Raw genomic sequence first — 26,522 nt, forward strand, 5'->3', positions numbered from 1 at the left:
CCCTAGCTGCTGCGTAGAGCATTCTTGCAGGATAAGCTGGACAACCGGCAAAAAAAGTAGTTATTTAAGCTGCGGTTTGTGTTGGGCAGAAGTTCTTCGCCCTCCGGTCCGTCGTTCCGCGTCTTTGCATCTTCCCACCAGTGCCTTTCTCTCTTCATGGACATTCGCCGTACCTTCGACATCCTGCCCCACCTGCAGCAGAAGTACAATAAGCCCGACTGCTTTGCCGCCAAAATCGACGGCAAATACGTGCCCATCAGCACCGATACGGTGGTGGAAAAGGCCAATCAGACCAGCCTGGGTTTGCGCAGCTTGGGCATCGGCAAAGACGACAAGGTGGCTATTATCTCCATGAACCGCCCCGAGTGGATGTTCGCCGACTTCGGCATCGCGCAGCTGGGCGCTACCAGCGTACCCATGTACCCCAGCATCACGGTTGAGGACTACAAGTACATCTTCACCGATGCCGGCGTGAAGGCCGTGTTCGTGTCGGATAAGAAGCTGCTCGACAAAGTGCGCGAAGCTACCCAGGGCCTGAACATCCCCCCGGAAAACGTCTTCACCTTCGATAAGATAGAAGGCGCCCGGCACTTCGACGAGCTGCTGGAGCTGGGCAAAAAAGGCAACCCCGCCGATCTGGAGCCCCTGAAAGCCGCCGTGCAGCCCGACGACCTGCTCACGCTCATTTACACCTCGGGTACCACCGGCCAGCCCAAAGGGGTGATGCTCACACACAACAACCTGCTCAGCAACTGCCGTAACTCCCAGCCCTTCGTGCCCGTCACCAAGGACGACAAAGCTCTGAGCTTTCTGCCGCTCTGCCACATCTTCGAGCGGATGGTCACGCACCTCTACCTCATCAACGGCGTGAGCATCTACTACGCCGAGAGCATGGAAACCATTGCCGACAACCTGCGCGAAGTGAAGCCCGAAATCTTCACGACCGTACCCCGTCTGCTGGAAAAGGTCTACGATAAGATTGTAGCGAAGGGCCACGAGCAAACCGGCGTGAAGAAAAGCCTGTTCTTCTGGGCCCTGGACCTAGGGTTGAAATACGACAACCAGAAGGACAATGGCTTCCTGTACAACACCCAGCTGAAGCTTGCCAACAAGCTTATTTTCAGCAAATGGCGTGAGGCTTTGGGCGGCAACCTCCGCTGCATCGTGAGTGGGGGCGGTGCTCTGCAGCCGCGTCTGGCCCGCGTATTCTGGGCCGGCGGCATTCGGGTGATGGAAGGCTACGGCCTGACGGAAACTTCCCCGGTAATTGCTGTGGGCGGCTACGAGCCCGAAAACAACATGATTGGCACCGTGGGCCCCATCATCAATAACACCGAAGTGAAGATTGCCAAAGACGGTGAAATTCTCACTAAGTCGGAGTCGGTGATGAAAGGCTACTACAACAAACCCGAGCTGACGGCCAAGGAATTCGACGAGGAAGGCTGGTTCCACACCGGCGACATCGGCGAAATCGTGGACGGCAAGTTCCTGAAAATCACCGACCGCAAAAAGGAAATGTTCAAGACCTCGGGCGGCAAGTACATTGCCCCGCAGGTAATTGAAGGCAAGCTGAAAGAGTCGCCGCTGGTAGAGCAGGCTATGGTCGTCGGCGACGGGCAGAAGTTTCCCTCGGCCCTCGTCATTCCCTCCTTTGATGACCTCAAAGGCTGGTGCAAGCGCAACGGCGTAGATTACAACTGCTCCAACCAGGATTTGGTGAAAAACGAGAAGGTAGTGCAGATGTATGAGGACCTCGTGCAGAAATACAACAGCGGCTTCGCCCAGTGGGAGCAGGTAAAGAAAATTGCCCTGCTTCCCCAGCTCTGGACTGTGGAAACCGGTGAGATGACGCCCACCATGAAAGTGAAGCGCAAGGTCATCACCGAGAACAACAAGGACATCATCGAAGGCCTGTATAACCAGAACGGCCAGCGCTAAACCCAGAGCGGCCCTGTAGATAGTGCTACGGGGCCGCTCTGGTAGTTATGTCAAAACTTTTTTAGGGGAAGTTAGTATGCAAGCATAACATATTTTCGTATGTTTACCGGACTTGCCATCCCATCCTATGACCCCCGAAGAAACTGTCGATTATAACATCAAAGTTGCCTGGCACGCCATTTCGCGCATGTATAATACGCAGGCGGCCAAGCACGACATTACCACCAGCATTGGTTTCGTGCTGCTGAACATCGACCAGGAAAATGGGACGCCAGCCACCAAAATAGCCCCGCTGCTGGGCCTCGAAACCCGCTCCCTGACGCGCATCCTGCGCAGCATGGAGGAAAAGGGACTGATCTACAAGCAGGCCGATGCCCAGGACAAACGCTCGGTGCGCATTTTTCTGACCGAAGAAGGCCTGCGCGGCAAGGAAATTTCCCGCCAGACGGTGCGCCACTTCAACCTAAAGGTGCGCGAGAAAATCCCGCAGAATGAGTTGAATGTGTTCTTCAAAGTTGTCGGGCAGATTACCGGCATGATTGAAAGCAAAACCCTCTACGACGACTTCACGCTAAAGCCCCTGCGCTCCGAATCTTCCGCCGCCTAGCAGCGTCAGTTTCGGGGTGGCTACAAGCTGCCCGCAAACCTTTGCAGTGCCTCCATGCTTCTATAAAGTAGGCATGACGAATAGTTCAACTGAAAGCTGACAGCCGCCGAAGCTGTCGACCGACAACCAACTAACTCATTTCTCACCCACCTCATTCCTCTCCAAGAATGAATCGTACCATCAAAAAAGTAGCTGTATTAGGCTCCGGGGTGATGGGCTCGCGCATTGCGTGCCACTTCGCCAACATCGGGGTGCAGGTGCTGCTGCTCGACATTGCCCCCAAGGAACTGCTGCCCGCCGAAGAAGCCAAAGGTCTGAAGCTGGACAACCCGGCGGTGAAAAACCGCATTGTCAACAGCTCGTTGCAGGCGGCCGTAGCGGCTAACCCCTCACCGCTGTACCGCAAGGCCGATGCCGCGCGCATCAAAACCGGCAACTTCGACGACAACCTCAAGGACATTGCCGGCTGCGACTGGACGATTGAGGTAGTAGTGGAGCGCCTCGATATCAAAAAGAGCCTGTTTGAGCGCGTGGAGCAGTTCCGCAAGCCCGGCACGCTCATCACCTCGAACACCAGCGGCATCCCGATTCATATGATGACGGAGGGCCGCTCCGACGACTTTAAAAAGTATTTCTGCGGCACCCACTTCTTCAACCCGCCGCGCTACCTGAAGCTGCTCGAAATCATTCCGACCCCGGACACGGACCAGTCGGTGGTAGATTTCCTGATGCACTACGGCGACCTGTACCTGGGCAAAACCACCGTGCTGGCCAAAGACACGCCCGCTTTCATTGCCAACCGCGTGGGCGTTTTCGCCATCATGGACGTGGTGCAGGTGATGAGCCAGCTCGGCCTCACGGTGGAGGAAGTAGATAAACTCACCGGTCCGGTTATTGGCCACGCCAAATCGGCTACCTTTCGTACTTCCGACGTGGTGGGCCTGGATACGATGATCAACGTAGCCAACGGCCTCGCCCAAAACCTGCCGAATGATGAAGCTAAAGCGGTATTCCAGCTGCCGGACTTCATCAAAAAGATGGCCGAGAACAAGTGGCTGGGCGACAAAACCGCCCAGGGCTTCTACAAGAAAGTGAAGGGAGCCGGCGGCAAGTCCGAAATTCAGGCTCTGGATCTGAACACGCTGGAATACAAGCCCAGCGCCAAGGTGAAGTTTGCCACGCTGGAAGCCACCAAGCCGATTGAGAAACTGGCAGACCGCTTCAAGGTGCTGGCTGCTGGTAAAGACAAAGCTGGAGACTTCTACCGCAAGACCTTCGCAGGTCTGTTTGCCTACGTGAGCAACCGGATTCCGGAAATCACCGACTCACTCTATAAGATTGACGACGCCCTGCGCGCCGGCTTCGGCTGGGACATGGGCCCCTTTGAAACCTGGGACGCCCTGGGCGTACAGAAAGGACTGGAGTTAGCACAGGCTGAAGGCAAGACTGTTGCTCCCTGGGTAGAGGAAATGCTGGCCGCCGGCAACGCTGCCTTCTATAAGGTGAGCGAGCAGGGCGTAAAGCAGTTCTACGACATTGATTCGAAGAGCTACAAGGCTATTCCGGGCGTCGAGAACTTTATCATTCTGGATAACCTGCGCGCTACAGGCAAAGTGCTGTGGAAAAACGCCGGGGCCTCGGTGCTCGATATGGGCGACGGAATTCTGAATGTGGAGTTCCACTCAAAGATGAACGCGCTGGGCTCCGACGTAATTCAGGGTCTGCTGAAAGGCGTGGAACTGGCCGAAAAGGACTTCCGCGGTCTAGTAGTCGGCAACGATGCGCCTAACTTCTCGGCCGGCGCCAACCTGGGCCTCGTGTACATGTTCGCGCTGGATCAGGAGTACGACGAGCTGAACCTGATGATTGCTCAGTTCCAGCAGGCTATGATGCGCATGCGCTACAGCAGCATTCCGGTGGTAGGCGCCCCACACGGCCTAGCCCTAGGCGGCGGCTGCGAGTTGAACCTGCACTGCGACCGGGTAGTAGCAGCCGCGGAAACCTATATGGGCCTCGTGGAATTCGGCGTGGGCCTGATTCCGGGCGGCGGTGGCTCCAAGGAAATGACCCTGCGCACGGCCGCCAAGTACGAGGAAGGTGAGCCGGAGTATAACCTGCTCCGCAACACCTTCATGACGATTTCCATGGCGAAGGTGTCTACCTCGGCCCACGAAGCTTTCGACCTGGGCTTCCTGCGCCGCGGCGACGAAGTGGTGGTGAACTCCAACCGCGTGCTGGCCCAGGCTAAAGCTGCGGCCATTGAGCTGGCTGAAGACGGCTACACCATGCCCGTACAGAAAACCAATATCAAAGTACACGGCAAAGGCGCCCTTGGCATGTTCATGACGGGCGTACACGCCATGAAGGAAGGCCGCTACATCTCCGACCACGACGTGAAGATTGCCAACAAGCTGGCCTACATCATGTGCGGCGGCGACCTGAGCAGCCCCACCGAAGTGTCGGAGCAATACCTGCTGGACCTGGAGCGTGAGGCTTTCCTCTCGCTGACCGGTGAGCGGAAAACGCTGGAGCGCATCCAGTCGATTCTGACCACCGGCAAACCGCTTCGTAATTAGTAGTGAGTAGTTGGTATTGAGTATTGAGATTTTCTGGCTGTGCATCAGTATAAGGAGCTGAAGGTTTGGCAGAAGGCGATGAGCATAACCAAGCTCACATATCAGCTTTGCGCCGGATTTCCGGATAACGAACGGTACGGTCTGGTTTCGCAAATGCGGCGGGCTGCTGTGTCTTTGCCTTCCAACATTGCGGAGGGTGCAGGCCGAAATTCCAAGCCGGAATTCCGGCAGTTTCTGGCCATAGCAAATGGCTCAGCTTACGAACTGGAAACCCAATTCTTGCTAGCTGCTTCCTTCGGTTATGTTTCAGAAGAAAATCTTAATACCATTTCCTCGCAACTCACAGAATTGCAGAAAATGCTGTTTGGCCTACAGAAGTCACTGACTTAAAATCTGCTGGAGCAGGACAGCATCTAACTACTCACGTCTCACTACTCAGTACTAAAGAAATGAATGCATATATCGTAGCTGGTTACCGCACGGCCGTTGGCAAAGCCAACCGCGGCGGCTTCCGCTTCACCCGCCCCGATGACCTCGCCGCCGACGTCATCAAGCACTTGGTAGCCTCGGTGCCAGCCCTCGACCCCACCCGCATCGACGACGTGATTGTGGGCAACGCCGTACCGGAAGCAGAGCAGGGCCTGCAGATGGGCCGCCTGATTTCGCTGCTGGCCCTGCCCATGAACGTCTCGGGCCTCATCGTGAACCGCTACTGCGGCTCGGGTGTGGAAACCATTGCTATGGCTGCCGGTAAAATTGCCGCCGGTATGGCCGACTGCATCGTGGCCGGTGGCACCGAGAGCATGAGCCTAGTGCCCACCGTAGGCTGGAAAACCGTGCCCAATTACAAGCTGGCCCAGCAGCACCCCGACTACTACCTCGGCATGGGCCTAACCGCCGAAGCCGTAGCCCAGGACTACAAAATCAGCCGCGAAGACCAGGACCAGTTTGCCTACAACTCTCACCAGAAGGCTATTAAAGCCATTCAGGAAGGCAAGTTCAAGGAGCAGATTGTGCCCGTAACGGTAGAGGAAACTTACCTCGACCAAGCTACTGGCAAAAAGAAAACCCGCTCCTTCGTAGTGGACACTGACGAAGGACCCCGCGCCGATACTTCGGTAGAAGCGCTGGCCCGTCTGAAGCCGGTATTTGCTGCCAATGGCTCCGTAACGGCCGGCAACTCGTCCCAGACTTCCGATGGTGCGGCTTTCGTCATCGTTATGTCGGAGCGCATGGTGAAGGAGCTGAACCTGGAGCCCATTGCTCGCATGGTAACCTACGCCACCGAGGGCATCGATCCGCGCATCATGGGTATGGGCCCCATCAAAGCCGTGCCGAAGGCATTAAAGCAGGCTGGCATGAAGCTCGACGATATCGACTTGTTTGAGTTGAACGAGGCTTTTGCTTCTCAGTCCATTGCGGTAGTGCGTGAACTGGGCATAGATGAAAGCAAGCTCAATGTGAACGGCGGAGCTATTGCCCTTGGTCACCCGCTGGGTTGCTCCGGCGCTAAGCTCAGCATTCAGCTGTTCCACGAGCTACGTGCCCGCGGCCAGAAGTACGGCATGGTAACCGCCTGCGTAGGTGGTGGTCAGGGCGTAGCAGGCATCTACGAGTTGCTCAAATAAACCATTTTCCCAAAAAGAAAACCTCGAACCATTCGAGGTTTTCTTTTTGGGAAGTAGTCGGCAAGCATAACAAATTTTTGTATCTTTCGGTACGACAGAACAACGGGGCTTGCATGCCGGTAAATAGTAGGTAAGCCGAGTAGTTCTTCTTTTTGACTTTAATATTTCCCACTCAATTTCACCTCACCCGGTCATGGAAGTAACCAACCAACTTGTGAAAGGCGGCGAGTTTATCATCAAGGAAACCGACGCCCAGGATGTATTCACGCCCGCCGATTTTTCGGAGGAGCAGAACATGATGCACCAGACTGCTCTGGACTTCGTGGATAAGGAAGTAATGCCCCTGCTGGACCGCCTCGATAATCACGAGGAAGGCCTTATGCGTGGCCTGATGGAAAAGGCTGGCGAGCTGGGTTTGTTTGGGGTGAGCATTCCCGAGCAGTACGGCGGGTTGGACATGGACTTCCCCACGTCGCTGCGCGTGACCGAGGGCGTGGGTGGTGGTCACTCGTTCCCGGTAGCTTTCGCGGCCCACACGGGCATTGCCATGCTGCCCATTCTGTACTTCGGCAATGAGGAGCAAAAGGCCAAGTACCTGCCCGGCCTTACCAATGGTCAGCTGATGGGGGCTTACTGCCTAACCGAGCCTGGCTCCGGTTCCGACGCCCTGGGCGCCAAAACCAAGGCTATGCCTACCGAGGACGGCGAGCATTATGTGCTCAACGGCCAGAAAATGTGGATTACCAACGGCGGCTTCGCTGACGTATTCATCGTGTTTGCCCAGGTGGATGGTGACAAGTTCACCGGCTTCATCGTGGAGAAAAACACGCCCGGTCTGAGCCTCGGCAACGAGGAGCACAAGATGGGCATCAAGGGCTCCTCCACGCGCCAGGTCTTCCTGTCCGACGTGAAAGTACCGAAGTCGGCGGTGCTGGGCGAAATTGGCAAAGGCCACCTCATTGCCTTCAACATCCTGAACATCGGTCGCATCAAGCTGGCCGCCGCTTGCTTAGGAGCTACCAAAATGGCTGCCACGCTGAGCGTGAAATACGCCAACGAGCGGGTGCAGTTCAAGCTGCCCATCAGCAAGTTCGGTGCTATCAAGTATAAGCTGGCTCAGCAGGCTGTGCGCATCTACGCCGTGGAATCGGCTATCTACCGCGCTGGCATGGACATCTACCGCATGGAGCAGGAATTGCTCAGCAAAGGCCAGAGCCACAACGAAGCCCTACTGGGAGCCGCCCGCGAGTTTGCCGTGGAGTGCGCCATCCTGAAAGTAGAAGGCTCGGAAGTGCTGGACTACGTGGTGGATGAAGGCGTGCAAATCTACGGCGGTTACGGCTTCTCAGCCGACTACCCCATGGACCGCGCCTACCGGGATTCGCGCATCAATCGTATCTTCGAAGGCACCAACGAAATCAACCGCATGCTGGCCGTCGACATGATCCTGAAGAAGGCCATGAAGGGCGAACTGGACCTGATGGGCCCGGCCCAGGCCGTGCAACAGGAGCTGATGGCCATTCCAGACTTCAACCTGGAGGAAGAAACCGGCCTGTTTGCTGCTGAAAAGAAAACCATTGCTAAGCTGAAGAAGGCCATTCTGATGGTAGCTGGTACGGCCGTGCAGAAGTACATGAACTCGCTCGCCAAAGAGCAGGAAGTACTGATGAACATTGCCGACATGGCCATCAAGGTTTACACTGCCGAAAGCACCCTGCTGCGCGTGGAGAAGGAAGCCGCTACCAAAGGTGAAGAAGCCGTTTCGACGCAGATCGACATTGCTCGTGTGTACCTCTATGACACCGTAGACCAAGTAAACAAGTTTGGCAAAGACGCCATCGGCACCATGACTGAGGGCGACGAGCAGCGTCTGCTGGCCATGGGCCTGAAGCGCTTTACCAAAGCCGACCTCTACAACGCCAAGGAGGCGCGTCGGCGCATTGCTGACCACATGATTGCGGCCAACGAGTACACCTACTAAACCACGTATTCGCGCGGATTTTGTGGACGATTAAACCAAACAAGAAGGCCTCGTTTTCACGAGGCCTTCTTGTTTGGTTTAATCGTCCACAAAATCCGCGCGGATCCGTGGTTTACTTTATCACAATCTTATTCAGCATCAGGGCCGCCGACTTCTTGTTGGGGCGGCTCACCCCGATGATAGTTTTGGCATCGAGCCAGGTGGTAAAATCTTTCACGTAAGCCAGGCTTTGGTCCGAGGCTACGTTCAGTCCCAACTTCTTTGGCTCCGTGACCACCCCGGTGCGGGCATTTACCCGGCGTAGGTAGAGGTCTGACTTATTCTTGAGCTTCTCCTGGGTGACAATCTGCAACTCATTGCCAAAAGCAGCTACCCGGTAACCTATACCGGCGAAACCCTCGGCGGGTGACGCAACCTGGTCCTTGGCGATGATGCTGTGCCAGGTGGGTGTCTGGAACTGGTTGTAGCCAAACAAGTGCAGCTCGCGGGCGTGAGTAGGGGAGTTGTCGCCGCCTTCTTCGTACTTCTTCTCGGCCATGACCACCAAGGCACTATCGGGGGTGAAGACGATGTCCGACAGATACACGTCCTCAAGGCGCTTGGCGTTGGTTTGGCTGGCCTTGTTTACCTCGGCCAGGTATTCGGGCGTGAAGCGGAACTCAGGGGCAAATTTCAAGTCGCCGCCCTGGGTGGGGTCGAACTTGATGAGCTTGAGGCTGTAGTACTGGCCGGTTTCGCGTTCCGTGCAGATAGCCGCGCCAAAGATGACGCCGTTTGGCTGCATCGTGAACTTGGTATCGAACACGTTTACCACCTTGCCACCGAACGTACCACCAACGGCCACGGCCATTACCTGCACATCGTTGGAATCGAGGCGGTAGCGGCGTACAGCTATTTTCTTCATTCCGTCGCTTACCAGCGTCACATACTGGGTGCCGTCGTTGGCCACGTGCACTGCCGGCGAAAAGAAGTCTCCTAGGTCATGGAAATCGTAAGTGCGGTCCTTGATTTTGGCGAGTTGCTGATCGTAGAGCGTCGCGCTGATAGCGCGAATCTGCACCCCACGGGTCAGGTAGCGGAAAGCCAGCAGGCGCTTGCCATCGGGCGAAACAGCTATGCCGGGCCGCCGGTCGCGGGGGGCAGCGTCCATCAGCTTTTTAGCGCCCCCTTTCTGGCCGGTACTCAGCTCTACGGGCACTACGGCCAGGTACTGAGCGGCGTCATCCTTATGATGGACGACTACCAGGGCCTGGGTTGGATTAGCAGCAAAGGTTTCTATGCTTTCGCCCGTCGCTATGGGAATAGTGGCCGTCCACACCTTCTTTAGCTCTATATCATACCGCTCAACGGTGTACTCCGAAGCTGACTTGTGGCCTAGCACTACAAAGTCGGTGGTGCCAGGTATGGGCAGCGTTTTGCGCGGCACCCGCTGGTTGTAGCGGTCGTCGGTTTGCTCCGGCAAGTAGCTGAACGCGGTCTTCTTTACACTCTGGGCAAGCGCGGGTGCTGTTTGCAGAAGACCCACCAGAATTAGAGCGGCTCCAATATATTTCAGGATAAAATGCACGGAAGGAGTGAGTTAGCGGGAAAAAGGGAAAAAACCGGAAAAAAGTCCTGTTCAAAGGTATCAACTCTGGCCTTACTACCGTAAACGACCCGGCTTATCGTAGTAAGCTACAGTTTGCAGAAAAAAAGTTCATTCTTTCATAATGCCGCTTTGAAGGTCTTTATGCTGCAAATCAGCTTACTTTGCCTTGTGTTTTTGCCTGTTTTTGTATAATTGCCATAATCATGTAGATAAAATCTACCTCAGATTGTGTAAGTTGTATAACCTCCTCCGCGCTACTCCGCCAACCCGAACACCAATTTACTAAGGAGCCAATGAGTTTTGGCTCAATTTTTGCACAAAAGCCGCCACACAACCGTGGTACTGTTACTATGAAGTTTTTACTTAAGACCTTTCTCCTTTTCGTACTTATTGTTGCTGGCCGTTTCGTAAGAACATCAGAACAGCCCGTGACGGCTGTTCGCAAGCCTCAGCCGGTAGCCCAGGCGCTGCCGTTTCTGGTGCAGCAGGTAAGTACCCACCCCAACGGCATCCGACAGGTACCGGGAGCGGCGCCTATAGCCACCACCTCAGCGGTAATGAGCATCGAGTAAAAGCAATAAGCGGACAGTTGTTCCGCTTTTTTTATGCCTATTCAGCTATATAGGTATCTAGCTGATGCGGCTCCAATTGACGGCGGTAGCCGGCAGACTCTCGATATGACGCCGGATGGGCTGGTTGTCGGGCTTGGCTAGTTCGGGGTCTTCGAGCAGGAGCTGTTGCGCTGCGGCGCGGCTTTCCGTCAGGATACGACCGTCTTTGGCTAAGTCGGCAATGAGCAGATCCAGCACGCCGCTTTGCTGCGTGCCCATCAGGTCGCCGGGGCCGCGCAGCTTCAGGTCGATGTCGGCAATTTCGAAGCCGTTATTGGTGCGCACCATCGTCTCGATGCGGGTACGGGAGTCTTTGCTGAGCTTGTAGCCGCTCATCAGAATGCAGTAGCTCTGCTCGGCACCCCGGCCTACACGACCGCGCAGCTGGTGCAGCTGCGAGAGGCCAAACCGCTCGGTGCTTTCAATCACCATTACCGACGCATTGGGCACATTCACTCCCACTTCGATAACGGTAGTAGCAACCATAATCTGGGTTTTGCGCTCAATAAAGCGCTGCATCTCGGCATCTTTCTCGCCGGACGTCATGCGGCCGTGTACAATGCTGATCTGGAACTCCGGAAAAGCGCGGGCAATGCTTTCGTACCCATCCATGAGGTCCTTGTAGTCGGCCATGGCTTCGCTTTCTTCGATGAGCGGGTACACGATGTAGACCTGCCGGCCCAAGTTGATCTGGTCGCGCAGAAACTGAAACACTTTCAGGCGGTTGGAGTCGAAGCGGTGCACCGTAACGATGGGCTTGCGGCCGGCCGGCAGCTCGTCGATGACGGACACATCCAGGTCACCGTAGAGCGTCATGGCCAGGGTGCGCGGGATGGGCGTGGCCGTCATTACCAGCACGTGCGGAATAACGTGTGGATTTTTCTGCCAGAGCTTGGAGCGCTGGGCCACGCCGAATCGGTGCTGCTCGTCCATGATGGTAAGGCCGAGGTTGCGGAACTGCACCACATCTTCGAGCAGGGCATGGGTGCCCACCAGCATGTGCATTTCGCCGGAGCGCAGCTGCTCGTGCAACACGCGGCGCGCGGCCGTGCGGGTTGAGCCCGTAAGCAGGCCAATCTTCAGCCCCAGCAGGTCGGCATACTGCTTCAGGCCCACATAATGTTGGTCAGCCAGAATTTCGGTGGGCGCCATCAGGCAGCTCTGGGCACCATTGTCGGCCGCCATGAGCATGCTGATGAAGGCCACAATGGTCTTGCCCGACCCTACGTCGCCCTGGAGTAGGCGGTTCATTTGCTTGCCCGAGCAGAAGTCCTTGTAGATGTCGTGAATAACGCGCTTCTGGGCCCCGGTGAGGTCGAAGGGCATCACGTTCTTGTAGAAGTGTACCAGGGAAGGCACTTCCCGGAATATCTGCCCGGCCAGCTCTACCTTCCGCTGGTCGCGCTGGCGCAGCAGCTTAAGCTGCACGTAAAACAGCTCCTCAAACTTCAGCCGGAAGCGCGCGGCCTGCAGCAACTCAGTGCTCTGCGGAAAGTGAATCTGCTGGAGCGCCGTGGCTTTGTCCATCAGCCCATATTGCCGGATCAGGTCGGTCGACAGCGTTTCGTTTACCTGCGGCAGCGCAATCTTCAGCAAGTCGGCCACCATGCGGGCAATGGCCTTGCTGTCGACGCGGTGGTAGTTCTTGAGCTTCTCGGTGGTATTGTAGACGGGCTGCAAAAAGCTCTGGCCAGGCTTCTGCTCGGTTACTTCCTCCAACTCAGGGTGAGCCATCTGCGGCCGCCCGTTGAACATGGTGGGTTTGCCAAAGACAATGTATTCCTGGTGGTTCTTGATGATTTTCTCCAGGTAGTTTACCCCTTTAAACCACACGACTTCCATTTCCCCGCTAGCATCGGCTATTTTGGCTACCATGCGCTTTTTGGGGCCTTCGCCTAGCACTTCGCGGTTGCGCAAAATGCCTTTTATCTGCACGTAGGGCAGATCGTCGTGCAGGTCGCAGATGTTGTAGAACTGCGTGCGGTCGAGGTAGCGGAAAGGGTAGCGCTGGATCAGGTCCCCGTACGTGAACAGTCCCAGCTCTTTTTGCAGCAGCTGAGCCCGTTGCAGGCCCACACCGCGCAGATATTCAATCTTGGTCTGAAAGAAAGTACTCAAGGAATAAATGGTTGAATAGCCAGATGGCTGAATGGTCGGCTGCGGAGAGGTGTGATCAACAGCCAACTATTCAGCCATTCAACAATTTGACCTATTGATATTTCAGCGTATTCAGCAGCCGCACGATGTCCGTCTTCACGTAGTCGATGACCGGGGCGAGGGAGTCGTTGGCGGTGGCAGTGCGGAAGTACAGCGCCCCGCGGAAGAAGTGCCGGGTGCTGTCGGTGGTGTAAAACTGAAATTGGCTGGGTACTTCACCGCTCAGCTCAAACACCGAAACCCGCACGCCACTGGGTGTTTTCAGCACGGTTTCATCGATGGCCGACGCCTTGATTTCGTGCTTGCTGGTGAGCTTACGGGCGTCTTCCAGCATCTTGTTGTATAGCTTGGGGTTCTGCTGCACGTTGGTGTAGGTAATCTGCACGTTGGCTCGCAACGAGGGGTAGTACACGTTTATCCAGTGCGGTTGCGCCAGGTAGGAGGAGTCCCGCAGGATTTTAGCGTAGCGCGAGTACTCAAACGTGTACGGGTGGCCCGGTGCCAGCTGCTGGTAGCGGTGCGGCGGCAGGTCGATGCGGTTGTAGCCCTTGGGCTTGGGCGTGTACTCGGGCGCCGACAAGCAGCCAGCCAGCATCAGCGTGAGGCCGGCAATCAACGCAGCCCGGAAAAAGGAGAAAACAGACATTCAGAAATGCATTTACCTACCAAAGGTAACCACTGCCGGGCACTGTACCCTATAACGCAAAAAGCCCCGGCCACGTGCCAGGGCTCTATCAGGAAGAAAGAGTGAAAATATTAGAACGGCAGCTGGTCCAACTCCGGCTCCTGTCGGAAAGTGACAGGAGCCACGGCAACCGCCTGCTCGGGGGCTGCCGGGCCGTCGGAGCCGGAAGGACGCCCACCGAGCATGGTAATTTCATCAGCCACAATTTCGGTGATATAGCGGGTCTGGTTGTCCTTGTCCTGATACTGGCGGGTGCGCAGCTTGCCCTCAATGTACACCTGGTGGCCCTTTTTGAGGTACTTCTCCGCCATTTCGGCCAGCCCGCGCCAGGCCGTGATGTTATGCCACTCAGTGCGCTCTACGCGGTTGCCTTGCTTGTCTTTATAATGGTCGTTGGTGGCCAGCGTGAAGTGGGCTACGCTGGCGCCGCCTTCCAGGTGACGTACTTCCGGGTCTTTGCCCAGGTTGCCAATCAGGATTACTTTGTTGATGCCTGCCATGTTCTGATCTGTAGAAAGTTAAGAGAGTAAATACAGGAATGCTTTCTGGTATTAAAGATACTATAGCGAAAACAAAATACCAAAGAAATTAGCTTAAAATATCAGCTAAAAAAATTAGTAATTAGCACTGGCTTGGGCAGATTCTCCACTTCGGCCAGCGTGAACGGCTGCAACCCCGATGCTGCCAGATGCTCGGCAGCCAGCGGTGCCTGCAGCCACAACGGGTGAAAGCGTGCTTCCAGTTTCTGGTGGCTGAGCACGTGGCGAAACGTGGCGCTAGGCTCCTCGGCGCGGTTGGGGGCTAGCTGGCCGCCCATCTGTTCCACATGTGCTACTACTGCCGTAGCCGCCACCTCCGAGGAATCAGTTTCCAGCAAGGCGAAATCGTACAAGCCCTGCCAGATGTCTTTACCGGTACGCTTGCGCATGTACACGGTATCGTTGTGGCGCAGCACCAGGTAGTGAAAGTGGCGCGTGCGGGTTGCTTTGGCCTTACTTTTCACGGGTAGCTCGTGCACCATGCCGTGCTGAAACGCAAAGCACTGGCTTTGCAGCGGGCAGAACAGGCAGTCAGGCTTGGCAGGCGTGCACTGCAGGGCCCCGAACTCCATCACTGCCTGGTTGAACTCGGCGGGTTGCCCGGCCGGAATGAGCGTATCGGCCAGCTGCTGGAATATCTTACGGCTGGCAGGTGCCGCAATATCGGCCGTAAGGCCGAACACCCGCGCCAGCACCCGGTATACGTTCCCATCCAGCACGGCCACCGGCTCATCGTAGGCAAAGGAGGCAATGGCGGCGGCCGTGTACTGGCCCACGCCGCGCAGCTTCAGCAGTCCGGCGTAGGAGCCCGGAAAACGGCCGTCATATTCCTGCACCACCTGCCGGGCCGTGTGGTGCATGTTGCGGGCCCGGGAGTAGTAGCCCAGGCCCTGCCAGTGGCGTAGCACTTCATCCTCCGGCGCGGTGGCCAGATCGTGCACGGTAGGGTAAGTGCTGATGAAGTCGAGGTAGTAGGGGAGGCCCTGCTTAACCCGAGTTTGCTGCAGAATTACCTCCGACAGCCAGATGGCGTACGGGTCGCGGGTATGGCGCCAGGGCAGGTCGCGGCGGTGGCGTGGGTACCACCCCAACAGGGCATTAGCAAAAAAGGACGAAGGCGGTAGAGAAGTGGATACAGACAAGAAGTTGAAGCAGAAAGGGTTGTCGGAAAGGCAGATGCCCGAATGGTTTAGGCGAAAACGTTTGTAAAACAAAAAAAGGGGACTACCTTTGTGGCCCCAATTCGTAAGCGAACCGCCTATCGGGCAAAGGCTTACGTTTGGCTCCGGGGAATCAGACCCCAATTTTTTTCACCCCATAGTACACTTACCAGCGTGACTAAAGCAGAAGTAATTGCCGAAATTGCCGACAAGACCGGCATCGAGAAAGCAGACGTTTCGGCTACCGTAGAGGCTTTCTTCAAAGTCGTGAAGGATTCGATGGCCGAAGGCAACAACATTTACGTGCGCGGCTTCGGCTCTTTCGTGAACAAAAAACGCGCGAAGAAAGTGGCCCGCAACATCTCGAAAAACACGTCGATTATCATCGACGAGCACTTCATCCCCAGCTTCAAGCCGTCGAAAACCTTCATCGGCAAGATCAAAAACAGCAAGAAGATCAAAGAACTGGCTCAGGCCTAAGTTCGTTTCTTCGTAACATTGTGGCAGCGCCGCTGGGTTTTCCATGAAAGCCGGGCGGCCTGCTTTTTTCTCCGAATGACCCGTACTTCCTCGCATCAACTTCTTTTGGTTCTCGTCGCGCTGGCGGTTGTGGGTGCCCTGTTTGCCCTGCCCAAAGGCATTGTGAAGCCCAAGGAAGGCAAAGGGGAACTAGCCCAGACGGCGGCCCGTACGGCCAACCGTGACCAGGGCGCTGCAGCTCCTTCCACGGCTTCCGTAGAGGGTGCTGCTCCTGCGGGTGCTTCCGCCGAAAAGCCACACATGAGCGCCACGCCAACCCAGCAGAAAGAGCTGGCTAAGCTGCGCGCCCGCTACACCGCCGCCAATGCCAGCACCAAGCTGCAGCTGGCGTCGGAGCTGGCGGCTAAGTACGCGGCGGTAACCAAGTTCGACAGCGCAGGCTACTACTACGAGCAAGTAGCCGTAGCCCGGCCCGGCGAGCAGGCATGGAAAAAAGCAGCAGATCAGTACTTCGAGGCGTTCAGCTTTGCAGCTACTGAGGAGCGGGCCAAAACGCTCAGTGCCAAAGCCCGGGAGTTATACGAGCGGGTGCTGAAAAACAACCCCGACAACCTGGACGCCAAAACCAACCTGGGAATGGCGTACATGGCCAGCGAAAACCCCGTACAAGGCGTAGTGCTCCTGCGCGAGGTGCTGGCTACTGACCCCCGCAACGAAAAGGCGCTCTACAACCTGGGCGTGCTGTCGTTGCAGAGCAACCAGGCCGAAAAAGCCGTGGAGCGTTTCCGGGAGCTGGTGAAATATCACCCCGAAAACGAAAGCGGCCAGTTCTACCTCGGGGTTTCCCTGGCGCAGACGGAGAACCGGGCCGAGGCGCGCAAGGTCTTCACCCAACTAAAACAAAACAGCACCGATCCGGCCTTGTCGGCATCGGTCGATCAGGAATTGCAGAAGCTGCAATAATCATTTCTTCAACCTAACCCTTTTAACCCATGCCCTGCGGTAAAAAAAGAAAGCGTCATAAGATTGCTACCCACAAACGCAAGAAGCGTCTGCGCAAGAACCGTCACAAGAAGAAGTAAGCCTTTCGGGGTTTGCTGGCGAATGTAGCCGCTACCGGCGGCCGACCAAGCATTCGTCTATCTCTCATTTAGTATCCCCGAGAGTGGCTGATTCTGCGCTTTCCCCGTGGCCTGGAAGGGAAGCTGGTGCTCTGATGCACCGGCTTCCCTTTGCGGGTTTCCGGGCCGCTGGCTCCGCCACGCACTTGTGGGTGCTTCCTAACCGCTTAATCCATTGAGTAACGAATTAATCATTAATTCTACTCAGGACGGAGAACGGATTGCCCTGCTACAGGACAAGCGGCTCATCGAATATCATTTCGACCGCAACGACACCAACTACTCGGTTGGTGACATCTTCCTGGGCACGGTCAAGAAAGTTATGCCCGGTCTGAACGCCGCGTTCATTGACATCGGGTATCAAAAAGACGCCTTTCTGCACTACGGAGACCTAGGGGAGAATTTCCCCTCGCTCAACAAGTGGGTGAAAGGTGTGCATTCGCAGAAAATTGCCGTTGGACCGCTCAAAACCTTTCAGTTTGACGGGCAGCTCGACAAGGTTGGCAAGATTGCCGACACCCTGAAGAAGAGCCAGCAGCTGCTGGTTCAGATCATCAAGGAACCGATTTCGACCAAGGGCCCACGCCTGTCCACGGATATTTCCATGGCCGGCCGCTACCTCGTACTGGTTCCTTTTTCCAATACCATCAGCGTCTCAAAGAAAATCGTGAGCCGCACGGAGCGGGAGCGTCTCAAGCGCCTCATTGCCTCCATCAAGCCCGACAACTTTGGCGTCATCATCCGTACCGTGGCCGAAGGCCGGGAAGTAGCGGAGCTCGACAAAGACATGCAAAGCATGGTAGACAACTGGAATCAGTTGTTTCAGACGCTGCGCAAAGCCAAGCCCAACGATAAAGTGTTGGGCGAGCTGGGCCGGAGCAGTTCCATGCTGCGCGACATGCTGAATGAGAGCTTCGACTCTATCATCGTGGATTCGCCCCCGATGTACGAGGAGATGCGGAGCTACCTGCAGAAGATTGCCCCCGATAAAGTAGGCCTGCTCAAGCTCCACAGCGGCAAAGTGAAGGTGTTTGAGCACCACGGCATCGAGAAGCAGCTCAAGTCGCTGTTTGGCAAGACCGTGACCGTGCCTGGCGGCGGCTACCTCGTGATTGAGCACACTGAAGCTTTGCACGTAGTAGACGTAAACTCGGGCAACAAAAGCAACCAGGAAGGCGACCAGGAAGCCACGGCTCTAATGGTGAACATGCTGGCAGCCAAAGAAATAGCCCGGCAGCTGCGCCTGCGCGACATGGGCGGCATCATCGTGGTCGATTTCATTGATATGAAGTCGGCCGAGAGCCGCAAAAAGGTGGAGGATGTGGTGAAGGACGTGATGAAGCACGACAAGGCTCGCTTCACCGTGCTGCCTATCACTAAGTTCGGGCTGCTGCAAATCACGCGGCAGCGCGTGCGGCCCGCCGAAAGCATCGTGACCGGTGAGGTGTGCCCCACCTGCGGCGGCACGGGCAAGATTTCGGCCTCCATCCTGGTAACGGATGAAATCGACAACAGCATTGAAGACCTGCTGGTAACTCAAAACCAGTCGGGCGTCACGCTGAACGTACATCCCTTCCTGCACGCTTACTACACCAAAGGGCTGGTGAGCCGCCAGATGAAGTGGTACCTGAAGTACTACAAATGGGTGAAAGTGATGAAAGACACTTCCCTCGGCATTACCGAATACCGCATCGAGGACGAGTACGGCGAGGAAATCGAGCTGCACTCGGCAGCGGCGGCCATGAGCCGCCTGCAGGACCGCGAAGTGGAAATTATTGATTAATTGACGGCCGTTTTCTGCGAAACTCCGCCTGAACAAGTAGAAGAAACGCCCGCGCTGCTTTAAGCAACGCGGGCGTTATCTGTTTATGGCAGATTATATGGACTGGCTAATTATGCTGCCAAGTCAACCACTTAGAATTTCATACCCAAGTCTAAGACGAACTCACTGTTTTTGATAACAACGTTGCTGAAGCTCCGCTCGTCCTCAAAATAGTTGTCGATGTTGGGCAAACCGCGCTGGTAGCGCAGGCCGGCAAATACCTTGGTGCTTTGGCCAACCTGGTATTCGGTGCCGAAGCCCGCCAGCACACCGGCATCAGGAATCAGCAGAAATTTGTTGCTCTTGAAGGTTTCACCGGAACCGGGGTCGGTAAATTCCTTTTCACCATCAATGCGGGTGCCGATGTTGGCGCCTAAATAGCCGCCCAGCTGGAAATATAGCTTGGTATCGGTGGCAATATCGTTGGTGAACAGCTTGATGGTAAGCGGCACCTGCAAATATTGCGCGCCGATTTTTAGCTCTTGCTGAAGAGTGGCTTGAGTATTAGGATCTTTGTCCGTGTACGTGAGCTTGCCGCCTTTGCCTACCAGGTCGATGCCGGTGCTAAAGGCGTAGTTTTCGCCAAAGAAATAATCGACCACCAGGCCGCCCCCGAGGCTGACTTTCGACTTGCCCTCGAATTTATTGGCCGAGCCATCGGCGCGCAGAGAGGTAACAGCGGGCGAAAGGCGCAGGCCGATTTCAACCTGAGCCGAAGCCGCCGAGGCCGAAACGCCCACGGCCAGTAGTGCTAGAAAGAGTTTTTTCATAAAGCAGCGAAGAAATGAAGGGTCAGATACTAGCGCCTACGTTGAGGCGTTCGGTTTTGGCTAATTTCGCCTCAAAGATAGAAACGTGAACCTTAAACGAATTTGTATGCGGGCAGTATTCCAAATGGCGCTGAGCGTAGGGCTGCTGGCGGGCCTGGCCAGCTGCGGCCGCGACAAGCAAACCTGCGAGCAGAACCCTGAAGTTGCCCGCGTGGCTGCCCCGGTGCATCTGGAAAGCCTGATTAAGCCCTTCTTTCAAATAAAGAACCCCACCGATGCGCAGCAGTTCTTGCAGGCGCACCCCGGCTTTGCCAACCAGTTTCTGCAGCGTCGGCAGTTTCCTTCGGATAATGTATTGGCCCAGCGCCTCACGCAGCTGGCCACTAATGCGGGCCTGCAGAAGCTGGGACGCGAAACCGAAGCGGCTTTCCAGGACACGGCCGCCCTGCGCCAGCAGCTGCACCAGGCGTTTCAGCACGTGCGCTACGAGTTTCCGGATTTCCGGGTGCCGCCCGTCAATCTGTTTGTGAGCGGCCTGAGCCAGGATGTGTTCGTGAACGACAGCCTGCTGGTGCTGGGGCTGGATTTCTTTGTGGGCCCCAAGGCGAGCTACCGGCCCAACGTGCCTGAGTATATTCTGCGCCGCTACACGCCGGCGCACCTGCTGCCCACCGTGGTGCTGGCCGTATCGAGCAAGTACAACCAGCGCCCGCGCACCAATCCCACGATGCTGAGTGAGATGGTGCAGTTTGGCAAGGCCTTGTACTTCGCCGAAAAAATCCTGCCCTGCACCCCCGATTCACTGCTGATTGGCTACACCGGCCGGGAACTGGAGGGGCTGGAGTTCAATGAAGGCAAAGTATGGGGGCATTTCATCGAAAAGAACCTGCTGTACAATACCACGCCGTTCGTTATTCAGAAATATGTGGGCGAGCGGCCCAATACGCCCGAAATCGACCGCGCCGCGCCGGGCCGCATCGGTACGTGGCTGGGCTGGCAGATCGTGCGCAAGTACATGGCTGAGCACCCCAACGTGACGCTACGCCAGCTGATGGCCGAGCAGGATGCCCAGCGCATCCTCACGCAGTCGAAGTACCGCCCGCGCAAGAAGTAGCCTCAAAATGATGCGGACTGGATGGATAGGCATAGCGAAGAGGAATTCATAATTCAGAAGTAATCTGCTGTGCATATTGCCGTCTTCAGCCAGTACCACACCAACCCCGACTGCCCGGCTACCAGTCGGCACTATGCCCTGCTGGAGCATATTGCGCGCACGCACCGCGTCACGCTGATTACCACCAGCACCTGGGAGCGGCAACGGCTGACACACGAGTTTCCGTGGCTGCCAGCCGGCGTGGAAATGCGCGCGGCCGACGTGCCCTATGAGAACCGGATGGGCGTCGCGCGGCGCATCGTGTCGTTTGGGCAGTATGCTGCCTATGCTGTGCGCGAGGGCCTGCGAATAAAGAAGCCCGACGTTATCTGGGGCATCAGTACGCCACTCACGGCAGCCTGGGCAGCGGCGCAGGTGGCGCGCTTACGGCGGGTTCCCTGGGTGTTTGAAGTACAGGACTTGTGGCCTTCCTTTCCTATTGCCATGGGCGCCGTACCGAGCAAGCTGGCGCAACGCGGGCTGTATGCATTGGAAAAAAGCCTGTACCAGTCGGCACGACACATACTTCCATTGTCCCCGGATATGACGCGCTACGTGGAGCAGGTCGGTATTGCGCCGAAAAAAGTTACCACTGTACTCAACGGCACTGATCTGGACCTGGCGGCCCGCGCAACCGCAGAATCGGTATGGGCCCTACGGGAGCAACATGGACTAACCGGTCGGCGCGTGCTCCTCTACGCCGGTACGTTTGGGCGCGCCAACGATATTCCCACCCTGCTGGAAGCCGCTGAGCAGCTCTTTGCCCAGGATGCCAGCGTGTGCTGGCTGTTTATGGGGCACGGCTACCACGAGCCGCTGGTACGGGAAGCGGCGGCGCGGTGCCAGGGCATCCGGCTCGTGGCCCCACAGCCCCGCCACGCGGTGTTTGCCTGGTTTAAGCTGGCGGAGGTATCAGTGGCATCATTTCTGGCGCTGCCGGTGCTGGACGCCAATTCCCCGGCCAAGTTTTACGACAGTCTCGCGGTGGGTACGCCCGTCATCGTCACTAACAAGGGCTGGACACGGGAGCTAGTGGAAAAGGAACAGGTTGGATGGTACGTACCCGCTTCGGAGCCGGTACGGCTGGCGCAACAACTACAGATGCTGCTGAATAATCCGCAGCAGCTTCAGGCAGCGGGCCAGCGCGGTCGGCAAGTAGCAGTAAAGTATTTTGACCGGCAACAGATTGCTGCAGTGGTGCAAGAAGTATTGGAACGAGCCAGGGGATTATAGACTCACTAGTACTGATTTTATACTAAGATAAACTCAAAAGCTTGCATAATCCTCGTTTTCAGGCCTGAGGTGGCAGTTCAGGTGCTGATGGCAAGCTCGGTAAATTTTCCAGCAAAGGTGCTATCTGCCGGGCGTAGTAGGCACAGATAGAAGTAAGCGGGCACACGGCACACTTAGGCGTGCGCGCCACGCAAATGTAGCGGCCGTGCAGAATCAGCCAATGATGTGCCTTGGGGATAAGCTCTGTTGGAATGTAGCGCACCAGCTCTTTCTCCACAGCTAGCGGTGTTTTGGCGGCTTTGCTCACGAGTCCCAACCGGTGCGAAACCCGGAACACGTGCGTATCCACGGCCATAGCCGGCTGGTTGTAAATCACCGACATCACCACGTTGGCCGTCTTGCGGCCTACGCCGGGCAGGCGCTGCAGGTCTTCCAGGTTGCTGGGTACTTCGGAGTTGAACTCCTCAACCAACAGCCGGCCCAGCCCCGCCAGGTGCTTGGCTTTGTTGTTGGGGTACGATACACTCCGAATCAGCGGGAAAATGTCGTCGGCGGTGGCGGCGGCCAGGTGAGCGGGCGTGGGGAATTGCCGGAAAAGCTCCGGAGTTATCTGATTCACGCGCTTGTCGGTGCACTGGGCACTCAGGACTACGGACACAATCAGCTCGTAGGGGCTGCCGTACTGCAGCTCCGTTTCGGGCTCGGGAAAGTGGGTGGTAAAGTATTCCAGAAAACGCTGGAAACGCTCGGCTTTACGCATAACGCAACGGGGCAACGGGAGCCCGCAAGTTCGGCCAAAAAAATGGCATCCAATACCAGCATACCCCGGCGGCAGCCAGGAAGTATACAGGTATCAGATGCCGGAGGAAAGAAGGGCAGCCTAGCCGGCCTTCAGAAACGTGCGCGAATACTGCAGGATGGCCTGCGTGGTATCAGGGCGCGGGTTCTGTTGCAGCGAGTTGAGGGCGCGCTGGGCCAGCAGCAAGTCAGCGCATTTGGCGGCCAGGTCGGCGTCGTGCACCAGGGCCTGTTCGATTTCGCTTTGTTCGTCAGCCGGCAATTCGTTGTACACGTACCGGAGGAGCTTCTCGTGGGTAAAGGTTTTGATCATAGAGTTCGGGTTGCGCGGACATCATTTTCCGCAGGTTGATCAGCGCGTAGCGCATCCGGCCCAGCGCCGTGTTGATGCTCACCCCCGTCGCGTCGGCAATTTCCTGGAAGCTCATCTCGCCGTAATGACGCATGATGAGTACTTCCTTTTGCGCGGGCGGCAGGTCTTGTATTAACTCCCGCAGACGGGCATAGGTTTCTTCGCGGGTGAAAGCGGCCTCTGCACCCTCTTCCGCAAAGGAAAGCGCGTTGAAGGCGTGGCTGGACGTATCCAGGTTCTGCAGGGGGCTGCGCTTTTCCTTGCGAAAGAAATCAATGGCCAGATTGTGGGCAATACGGCAGATCCACGACGAGAACTTGCCTTCCTCGTTGTAGCGGCCGCTTTTCATGGTGTGAATAGCCTTGATAAAGGTATCCTGCAGCAGATCATCGGCCACGTCGGTGTCCCGCACGATCAGCATGATGGTGGTAAATACACGGCTTTTGTGCCGGGCCAGCAAGAGGGCAAAGGCATCTTCTTGTCCGTTGATGTAGAGCGAAATCAACGCGGAGTCGCTCGGCTGCATGGTTTCCATAAAGGCTACGGGTAAGGGAACGTAGAGCTTTAGGCCATATTGCGCAGCTAAGGGAGAAGAAGGGGTATAAAATTTGGGGATTGGAGCAACCTCCTGACCAAATGTAGAAAACCGGCTGACCAAACACAATACCGGCCGGGCCCAAAACCAAACTTTTTTTCACGCCTTCTTCACGAAGTCCGCTAATCGGGCGTTAAAAAGGGCTGGGCACTCCATAACAGAGCTGCTCACTTGGCGCTAAAGCTAACTAAGAGCACCAGAATCAAGGTTTCTGGCGGGCTTCCAGCGCGCTGAGCTCCGCGTTGATGCGGGTAGCTTCTTCCGATACCGGTACGGCCTGGGCGGTACGCTCCGCCAGCTTTTCCGTGAACTGCTGCACCAACGCGGCCTTGCGTTCCAGGCGTGCAAGGGCCTTGGCCGCATCGGCAGGCACGGCGTTGGGCATGGCTATCGTCGTGCCTTTGTAGCCCGTCACCATCTCATCCAGCTGCTGAATGGCGTCGGCTGTCAGCATATCGTCGCTCAGGCCCACAATATCGCCCTGCATATTGATGGCGCGGCCATTGGGGAGCTGCTGGGTGCCATTTTTACCTACGATGCGTCCATCGGGGTGCACGATGGTACCATTGGTGAGCTTGAGGGGAGCAGTCAGACGGGAGATTTTGCCGCTTTGGATGCGCATCATGGTGCCCTGGCGACGGAAGGCTCCATCCTTCAGAGCCGTTTTCACGCCAACATTGGCGGGCGCGGTGGTTTGAGCATGCGCGGGCGTAGCGCCCAGAGCTGCCAGAAATAGGGAAATGTAGAGGAGGCGTGACATAGAAACCAGACGGTAGGAGGTGGGCAATGAAACCGGGATGCCAGCCTACTACGCAATTGCGGTCAAGAAGTCGATTTGCCATTGTCGGGCTGGTGAGGCCATGGGGCAGGCCCTACCTTTGTGGCCTACGCCCGCCTTGCCCTATGCCCGACCCTGCCGCTGCCCGCCCGGGCCACGACCCTTACGCTGCGCTTCGCCTGCCGGAGTTCCGGCGGTTTATCAGTGCCCGCGCGCTGTTCGTTATTGCTACCCGCATCCAGGGGCTGGTCGTGAGCTGGCAGCTGTTCAAGCTTACCGGTGACCCATGGAAGCTGGGGCTGATTGGCCTGACGGAAGCTATTCCGAGCATTGCCGTCTCCCTGTACGCCGGGCACCTGGCCGATTCCGTCAGGCGCAAGAACATCATTATGTCGGCGGTGGCGGTGCTGCTGCTATGTGCCGGGGCGCTGGCGCTGCTGGCCTCGCCCTACGGCCTGGAGCTGCTAAAAGACGGCCGACTTGGCACACTGCCTATTTACGCCGTCATCTTCGTGAGTGGCATTGCACGGGGTTTTCTGGGACCGGCCTTGTTTTCGTTTATGCCGCAGCTGCTTCCCGACCGCGAAAAGCTGGCCAACGCCATTACCTGGAACAGCACCACCTGGCAAGGCTCTTCGGTGCTGGGGCCGGTAATCGGGGGCTACCTCATTGCGCACCTGGGCGTAGCCAGCGCCTACACGGTATCTACCGTGCTACTGCTGCTGACACTTTTGATGTTCGGCAGTATTGCGTCGCGGCCCCTGCCCGCGCAGGTTGGCGCCCGGCTCGATTTCCGCGAGAGTATTCTCACGGGCCTGCAGTTTATTTTTTCCAATCAGCTGGTGCTGGCGGCGCTTTCCCTGGATTTGTTTGCCGTGCTGTTTGGGGGGGCGGTGGCGCTGCTGCCGGTTTTCGCCGAAGATATTCTGAAGGTGGGGGCCGCCGGGCTGGGTCACCTGGAGGCCGCGCCGGCCGTGGGCTCGGTGCTGATGGCGGTGCTGCTTACCTACTTCCCGCTGCGGCGCCACGCCGGCCGCAAGCTGCTGTGGGCCGTGGGCGGCTTTGGGCTGGCTACCATCTGCTTTGCCCTGTCGCGCAACTTCTGGCTTTCCCTGGTGCTGCTGTTCCTCACCGGCGTGTTCGACTCCGTATCGGTGATTGTGCGCTCCACGCTGCTGCACACCTTCACGCCGGAGCACATGAAAGGGCGCGTGTCGGCTGTTAATAACATCTTCATCGGCTCCAGCAACGAAATTGGGGCCTTTGAGTCGGGCGCTATGGCCAAGTGGCTGGGCACGGCGGCCTCGGTGGTTTTCGGGGGCTCGATGACGATACTGGTAGTCATGGTGACGGCCTGGCGCGCCAACAAGCTGCGCGAGCTGGACATGACGCCCACCAAACCCGCTGAGCCTGCTCCGACCGCCTGATTACTGCCGCTCCAGCGAATAGTCGAGGTTGGCGTCCCGGATGGGCTTGCCGCTGCCATCCAGCAACAAAAGCTGGCTGCTGGTTTCTACCAGGTAGCTGCGGCCGGGATGGGTGCCGCTGGGCGGCAGCGTGAGTACCTGCCCGCGCAGGCGCCAGTTGCCGCGTTGCGCGGTTGGCGCAGGCTGCTTATCGAGGTAGGTTTCCCGCAGCACGTAAGTGCTGTCGGCATTCAGCTGCAGATTGGTGAGGATGCCGCGGCAGTCGGCGCAGGGAATGGTATCGGTGTAGGTACCGGCCAGGCGCTGAGCCACGGGCGGTGCCTCTTTTTCGGCGGCCGGATTCTCTGGGCCGGTACCGTACGGGTTTTCACGACCCTGGCAGGCGGCAAACAGCAACAGCGCCGCTACGGCGGCAGAGGTAGAGGAGCGAGGCATAAGCAGAAAGCAGTAAGATGCCCGCTATACGACAGACGCCGTGCGAAGGGTCAAAATCCGGCCGCAGAAACGCGCCGAAACCTGTAGC

Annotated in this window: 24 protein-coding genes; 13 read left to right on the forward strand and 11 right to left on the reverse strand. The window is 57.0% G+C overall.

What is annotated here, in order from left to right; all coding sequences use genetic code 11:
- Nucleotides 1-156: 156 nt before the first annotated feature.
- From I5L79_RS07085 to I5L79_RS07110, 6 genes are all read left to right on the forward strand, one after another.
- Nucleotides 157-1,938 (forward strand): AMP-dependent synthetase/ligase, encoded by a 1,782-nt coding sequence (locus I5L79_RS07085; RefSeq protein ID WP_196954326.1) that lies wholly within the window; start codon nucleotides 157-159, stop codon nucleotides 1,936-1,938.
- A gap of 127 nt (nucleotides 1,939-2,065) precedes the next feature.
- Nucleotides 2,066-2,545, forward strand: coding sequence for a MarR family winged helix-turn-helix transcriptional regulator (locus tag I5L79_RS07090; RefSeq protein ID WP_196954327.1), 480 nt, complete (start codon nucleotides 2,066-2,068; stop codon nucleotides 2,543-2,545).
- A gap of 167 nt (nucleotides 2,546-2,712) precedes the next feature.
- Nucleotides 2,713-5,121: a 3-hydroxyacyl-CoA dehydrogenase/enoyl-CoA hydratase family protein gene (locus tag I5L79_RS07095; protein WP_196954328.1), complete on the forward strand. Its 2,409-nt coding sequence runs from the start codon at nucleotides 2,713-2,715 to the stop codon at nucleotides 5,119-5,121.
- A gap of 39 nt (nucleotides 5,122-5,160) precedes the next feature.
- Nucleotides 5,161-5,511: a four helix bundle protein gene (locus I5L79_RS07100; RefSeq protein WP_196954329.1), complete on the forward strand. Its 351-nt coding sequence runs from the start codon at nucleotides 5,161-5,163 to the stop codon at nucleotides 5,509-5,511.
- 59 nt (nucleotides 5,512-5,570) lie between these two features.
- Entirely contained in the window at nucleotides 5,571-6,749 is a 1,179-nt protein-coding gene (locus tag I5L79_RS07105; RefSeq protein WP_196954330.1) for an acetyl-CoA C-acyltransferase, read from the forward strand.
- A gap of 193 nt (nucleotides 6,750-6,942) precedes the next feature.
- Complete coding sequence (locus tag I5L79_RS07110) at nucleotides 6,943-8,730, forward strand: acyl-CoA dehydrogenase family protein (protein WP_196954331.1); 1,788 nt, start codon at nucleotides 6,943-6,945, stop codon at nucleotides 8,728-8,730.
- A 112-nt stretch (nucleotides 8,731-8,842) separates the two neighbouring features.
- Here the strand turns inward: I5L79_RS07110 and I5L79_RS07115 are convergent, their stop codons facing one another.
- Nucleotides 8,843-10,297: a hypothetical protein gene (locus I5L79_RS07115; protein ID WP_196954332.1), complete on the reverse strand. Its 1,455-nt coding sequence runs from the start codon at nucleotides 10,295-10,297 to the stop codon at nucleotides 8,843-8,845.
- A 449-nt stretch (nucleotides 10,298-10,746) separates the two neighbouring features.
- Here I5L79_RS07115 and I5L79_RS07120 point away from each other — a divergent pair, with 449 nt between their 5' ends.
- Nucleotides 10,747-10,890 (forward strand): hypothetical protein, encoded by a 144-nt coding sequence (locus I5L79_RS07120; RefSeq protein ID WP_196954333.1) that lies wholly within the window; start codon nucleotides 10,747-10,749, stop codon nucleotides 10,888-10,890.
- A gap of 57 nt (nucleotides 10,891-10,947) precedes the next feature.
- Here I5L79_RS07120 and recG read toward each other — a convergent pair whose 3' ends face one another.
- The 4 genes from recG to mutY form a co-directional block, all read right to left on the reverse strand.
- A complete protein-coding gene (recG, locus tag I5L79_RS07125) occupies nucleotides 10,948-13,047 on the reverse strand; it encodes an ATP-dependent DNA helicase RecG (RefSeq protein ID WP_196954334.1) in 2,100 nt (699 codons plus the stop codon).
- A gap of 91 nt (nucleotides 13,048-13,138) precedes the next feature.
- Nucleotides 13,139-13,732 (reverse strand): gliding motility lipoprotein GldD, encoded by a 594-nt coding sequence (gene gldD, locus I5L79_RS07130; protein WP_196954335.1) that lies wholly within the window; start codon nucleotides 13,730-13,732, stop codon nucleotides 13,139-13,141.
- A gap of 110 nt (nucleotides 13,733-13,842) precedes the next feature.
- Nucleotides 13,843-14,271, reverse strand: a complete 429-nt coding sequence (locus I5L79_RS07135) for a single-stranded DNA-binding protein (RefSeq protein WP_196954336.1) — start codon at nucleotides 14,269-14,271, stop codon at nucleotides 13,843-13,845.
- Between the two features lie 101 nt (nucleotides 14,272-14,372).
- The gene (mutY, locus tag I5L79_RS07140; protein ID WP_231402892.1) at nucleotides 14,373-15,452 is read right to left on the reverse strand and encodes an A/G-specific adenine glycosylase; all 1,080 of its coding nucleotides are present in this window, start codon (nucleotides 15,450-15,452) and stop codon (nucleotides 14,373-14,375) included.
- A 192-nt stretch (nucleotides 15,453-15,644) separates the two neighbouring features.
- Here mutY and I5L79_RS07145 point away from each other — a divergent pair, with 192 nt between their 5' ends.
- The 3 genes from I5L79_RS07145 to I5L79_RS07155 all read left to right on the forward strand — a co-directional run bounded on the left by I5L79_RS07145 (nucleotide 15,645) and on the right by I5L79_RS07155 (nucleotide 18,854).
- Entirely contained in the window at nucleotides 15,645-15,950 is a 306-nt protein-coding gene (locus I5L79_RS07145; protein ID WP_196954337.1) for an HU family DNA-binding protein, read from the forward strand.
- A gap of 75 nt (nucleotides 15,951-16,025) precedes the next feature.
- Complete coding sequence (locus tag I5L79_RS07150; RefSeq protein ID WP_231402894.1) at nucleotides 16,026-16,913, forward strand: tetratricopeptide repeat protein; 888 nt, start codon at nucleotides 16,026-16,028, stop codon at nucleotides 16,911-16,913.
- Between the two features lie 333 nt (nucleotides 16,914-17,246).
- On the forward strand, nucleotides 17,247-18,854 hold the full coding sequence (locus tag I5L79_RS07155; protein ID WP_196954338.1) for an Rne/Rng family ribonuclease: 1,608 nt from the start codon (nucleotides 17,247-17,249) through the stop codon (nucleotides 18,852-18,854).
- A gap of 131 nt (nucleotides 18,855-18,985) precedes the next feature.
- On the opposite strand, the gene I5L79_RS07160 is transcribed toward I5L79_RS07155, so the two are convergent.
- Complete coding sequence (locus I5L79_RS07160) at nucleotides 18,986-19,663, reverse strand: porin family protein (protein ID WP_196954339.1); 678 nt, start codon at nucleotides 19,661-19,663, stop codon at nucleotides 18,986-18,988.
- Nucleotides 19,664-19,769: 106 nt separating this feature from the next.
- Between I5L79_RS07160 and gldB the strand changes: the two genes are divergently transcribed.
- Together gldB and I5L79_RS07170 are read left to right on the forward strand one after the other, a co-directional pair.
- The gene (gene gldB / locus I5L79_RS07165) at nucleotides 19,770-20,777 is read left to right on the forward strand and encodes a gliding motility lipoprotein GldB (protein WP_231402896.1); all 1,008 of its coding nucleotides are present in this window, start codon (nucleotides 19,770-19,772) and stop codon (nucleotides 20,775-20,777) included.
- Between the two features lie 69 nt (nucleotides 20,778-20,846).
- A complete protein-coding gene (locus I5L79_RS07170) occupies nucleotides 20,847-22,049 on the forward strand; it encodes a glycosyltransferase family 4 protein (protein ID WP_196954340.1) in 1,203 nt (400 codons plus the stop codon).
- Between the two features lie 58 nt (nucleotides 22,050-22,107).
- On the opposite strand, the gene nth is transcribed toward I5L79_RS07170, so the two are convergent.
- From nth to I5L79_RS07190, 4 genes are all read right to left on the reverse strand, one after another.
- Nucleotides 22,108-22,809 (reverse strand): endonuclease III, encoded by a 702-nt coding sequence (nth, locus tag I5L79_RS07175; RefSeq protein WP_196954341.1) that lies wholly within the window; start codon nucleotides 22,807-22,809, stop codon nucleotides 22,108-22,110.
- Nucleotides 22,810-22,929: 120 nt separating this feature from the next.
- Nucleotides 22,930-23,160, reverse strand: coding sequence for an anti-sigma factor (locus I5L79_RS07180; protein WP_231402897.1), 231 nt, complete (start codon nucleotides 23,158-23,160; stop codon nucleotides 22,930-22,932).
- Complete coding sequence (locus I5L79_RS07185) at nucleotides 23,099-23,734, reverse strand: RNA polymerase sigma factor (RefSeq protein WP_196954342.1); 636 nt, start codon at nucleotides 23,732-23,734, stop codon at nucleotides 23,099-23,101. The genes I5L79_RS07180 and I5L79_RS07185 overlap by 62 nt, the downstream gene beginning before the upstream one ends.
- Nucleotides 23,735-23,996: 262 nt before the next feature.
- The gene (locus tag I5L79_RS07190) at nucleotides 23,997-24,554 is read right to left on the reverse strand and encodes a DUF6799 domain-containing protein (RefSeq protein ID WP_196954343.1); all 558 of its coding nucleotides are present in this window, start codon (nucleotides 24,552-24,554) and stop codon (nucleotides 23,997-23,999) included.
- A gap of 143 nt (nucleotides 24,555-24,697) precedes the next feature.
- Here I5L79_RS07190 and I5L79_RS07195 point away from each other — a divergent pair, with 143 nt between their 5' ends.
- Entirely contained in the window at nucleotides 24,698-25,999 is a 1,302-nt protein-coding gene (locus I5L79_RS07195; RefSeq protein ID WP_196954344.1) for an MFS transporter, read from the forward strand.
- Here I5L79_RS07195 and I5L79_RS07200 read toward each other — a convergent pair whose 3' ends face one another.
- Nucleotides 26,000-26,434 carry a copper resistance protein NlpE gene (locus tag I5L79_RS07200; RefSeq protein WP_196954345.1) on the reverse strand — a complete coding sequence of 145 codons (435 nt, stop codon included), beginning with the start codon at nucleotides 26,432-26,434 and terminating at the stop codon, nucleotides 26,000-26,002. It abuts the gene before it with no gap.
- Nucleotides 26,435-26,522 lie beyond the last annotated feature (88 nt).

It is taken from the genome of Hymenobacter guriensis (assembly GCF_015773195.1).
In the GTDB taxonomy this organism is placed as follows: Bacteria; Bacteroidota; Bacteroidia; order Cytophagales; family Hymenobacteraceae; genus Hymenobacter; species Hymenobacter guriensis.

Bases quoted from the DNA above. Each gene is read 5' to 3' on its own strand.
- I5L79_RS07190 (WP_196954343.1), bottom strand. From the start codon at position 24,554: ATGTCACGCCTCCTCTACATTTCCCTATTTCTGGCAGCTCTGGGCGCT.
- I5L79_RS07095 (WP_196954328.1), top strand. From the start codon at position 2,713: ATGAATCGTACCATCAAAAAAGTAGCTGTATTAGGCTCCGGGGTGATG.
- gldB (WP_231402896.1), top strand. From the start codon at position 19,770: ATGCGGGCAGTATTCCAAATGGCGCTGAGCGTAGGGCTGCTGGCGGGC.
- gldD (WP_196954335.1), bottom strand. From the start codon at position 13,732: ATGTCTGTTTTCTCCTTTTTCCGGGCTGCGTTGATTGCCGGCCTCACG.
- I5L79_RS07180 (WP_231402897.1), bottom strand. From the start codon at position 23,160: ATGATCAAAACCTTTACCCACGAGAAGCTCCTCCGGTACGTGTACAAC.
- nth (WP_196954341.1), bottom strand. From the start codon at position 22,809: ATGCGTAAAGCCGAGCGTTTCCAGCGTTTTCTGGAATACTTTACCACC.
- I5L79_RS07090 (WP_196954327.1), top strand. From the start codon at position 2,066: ATGACCCCCGAAGAAACTGTCGATTATAACATCAAAGTTGCCTGGCAC.
- I5L79_RS07110 (WP_196954331.1), top strand. From the start codon at position 6,943: ATGGAAGTAACCAACCAACTTGTGAAAGGCGGCGAGTTTATCATCAAG.
- I5L79_RS07135 (WP_196954336.1), bottom strand. From the start codon at position 14,271: ATGGCAGGCATCAACAAAGTAATCCTGATTGGCAACCTGGGCAAAGAC.
- I5L79_RS07185 (WP_196954342.1), bottom strand. From the start codon at position 23,734: ATGGAAACCATGCAGCCGAGCGACTCCGCGTTGATTTCGCTCTACATC.
- I5L79_RS07160 (WP_196954339.1), bottom strand. From the start codon at position 19,663: ATGAAAAAACTCTTTCTAGCACTACTGGCCGTGGGCGTTTCGGCCTCG.
- I5L79_RS07105 (WP_196954330.1), top strand. From the start codon at position 5,571: ATGAATGCATATATCGTAGCTGGTTACCGCACGGCCGTTGGCAAAGCC.
- I5L79_RS07150 (WP_231402894.1), top strand. From the start codon at position 16,026: ATGACCCGTACTTCCTCGCATCAACTTCTTTTGGTTCTCGTCGCGCTG.
- I5L79_RS07200 (WP_196954345.1), bottom strand. From the start codon at position 26,434: ATGCCTCGCTCCTCTACCTCTGCCGCCGTAGCGGCGCTGTTGCTGTTT.
- I5L79_RS07195 (WP_196954344.1), top strand. From the start codon at position 24,698: ATGCCCGACCCTGCCGCTGCCCGCCCGGGCCACGACCCTTACGCTGCG.
- I5L79_RS07085 (WP_196954326.1), top strand. From the start codon at position 157: ATGGACATTCGCCGTACCTTCGACATCCTGCCCCACCTGCAGCAGAAG.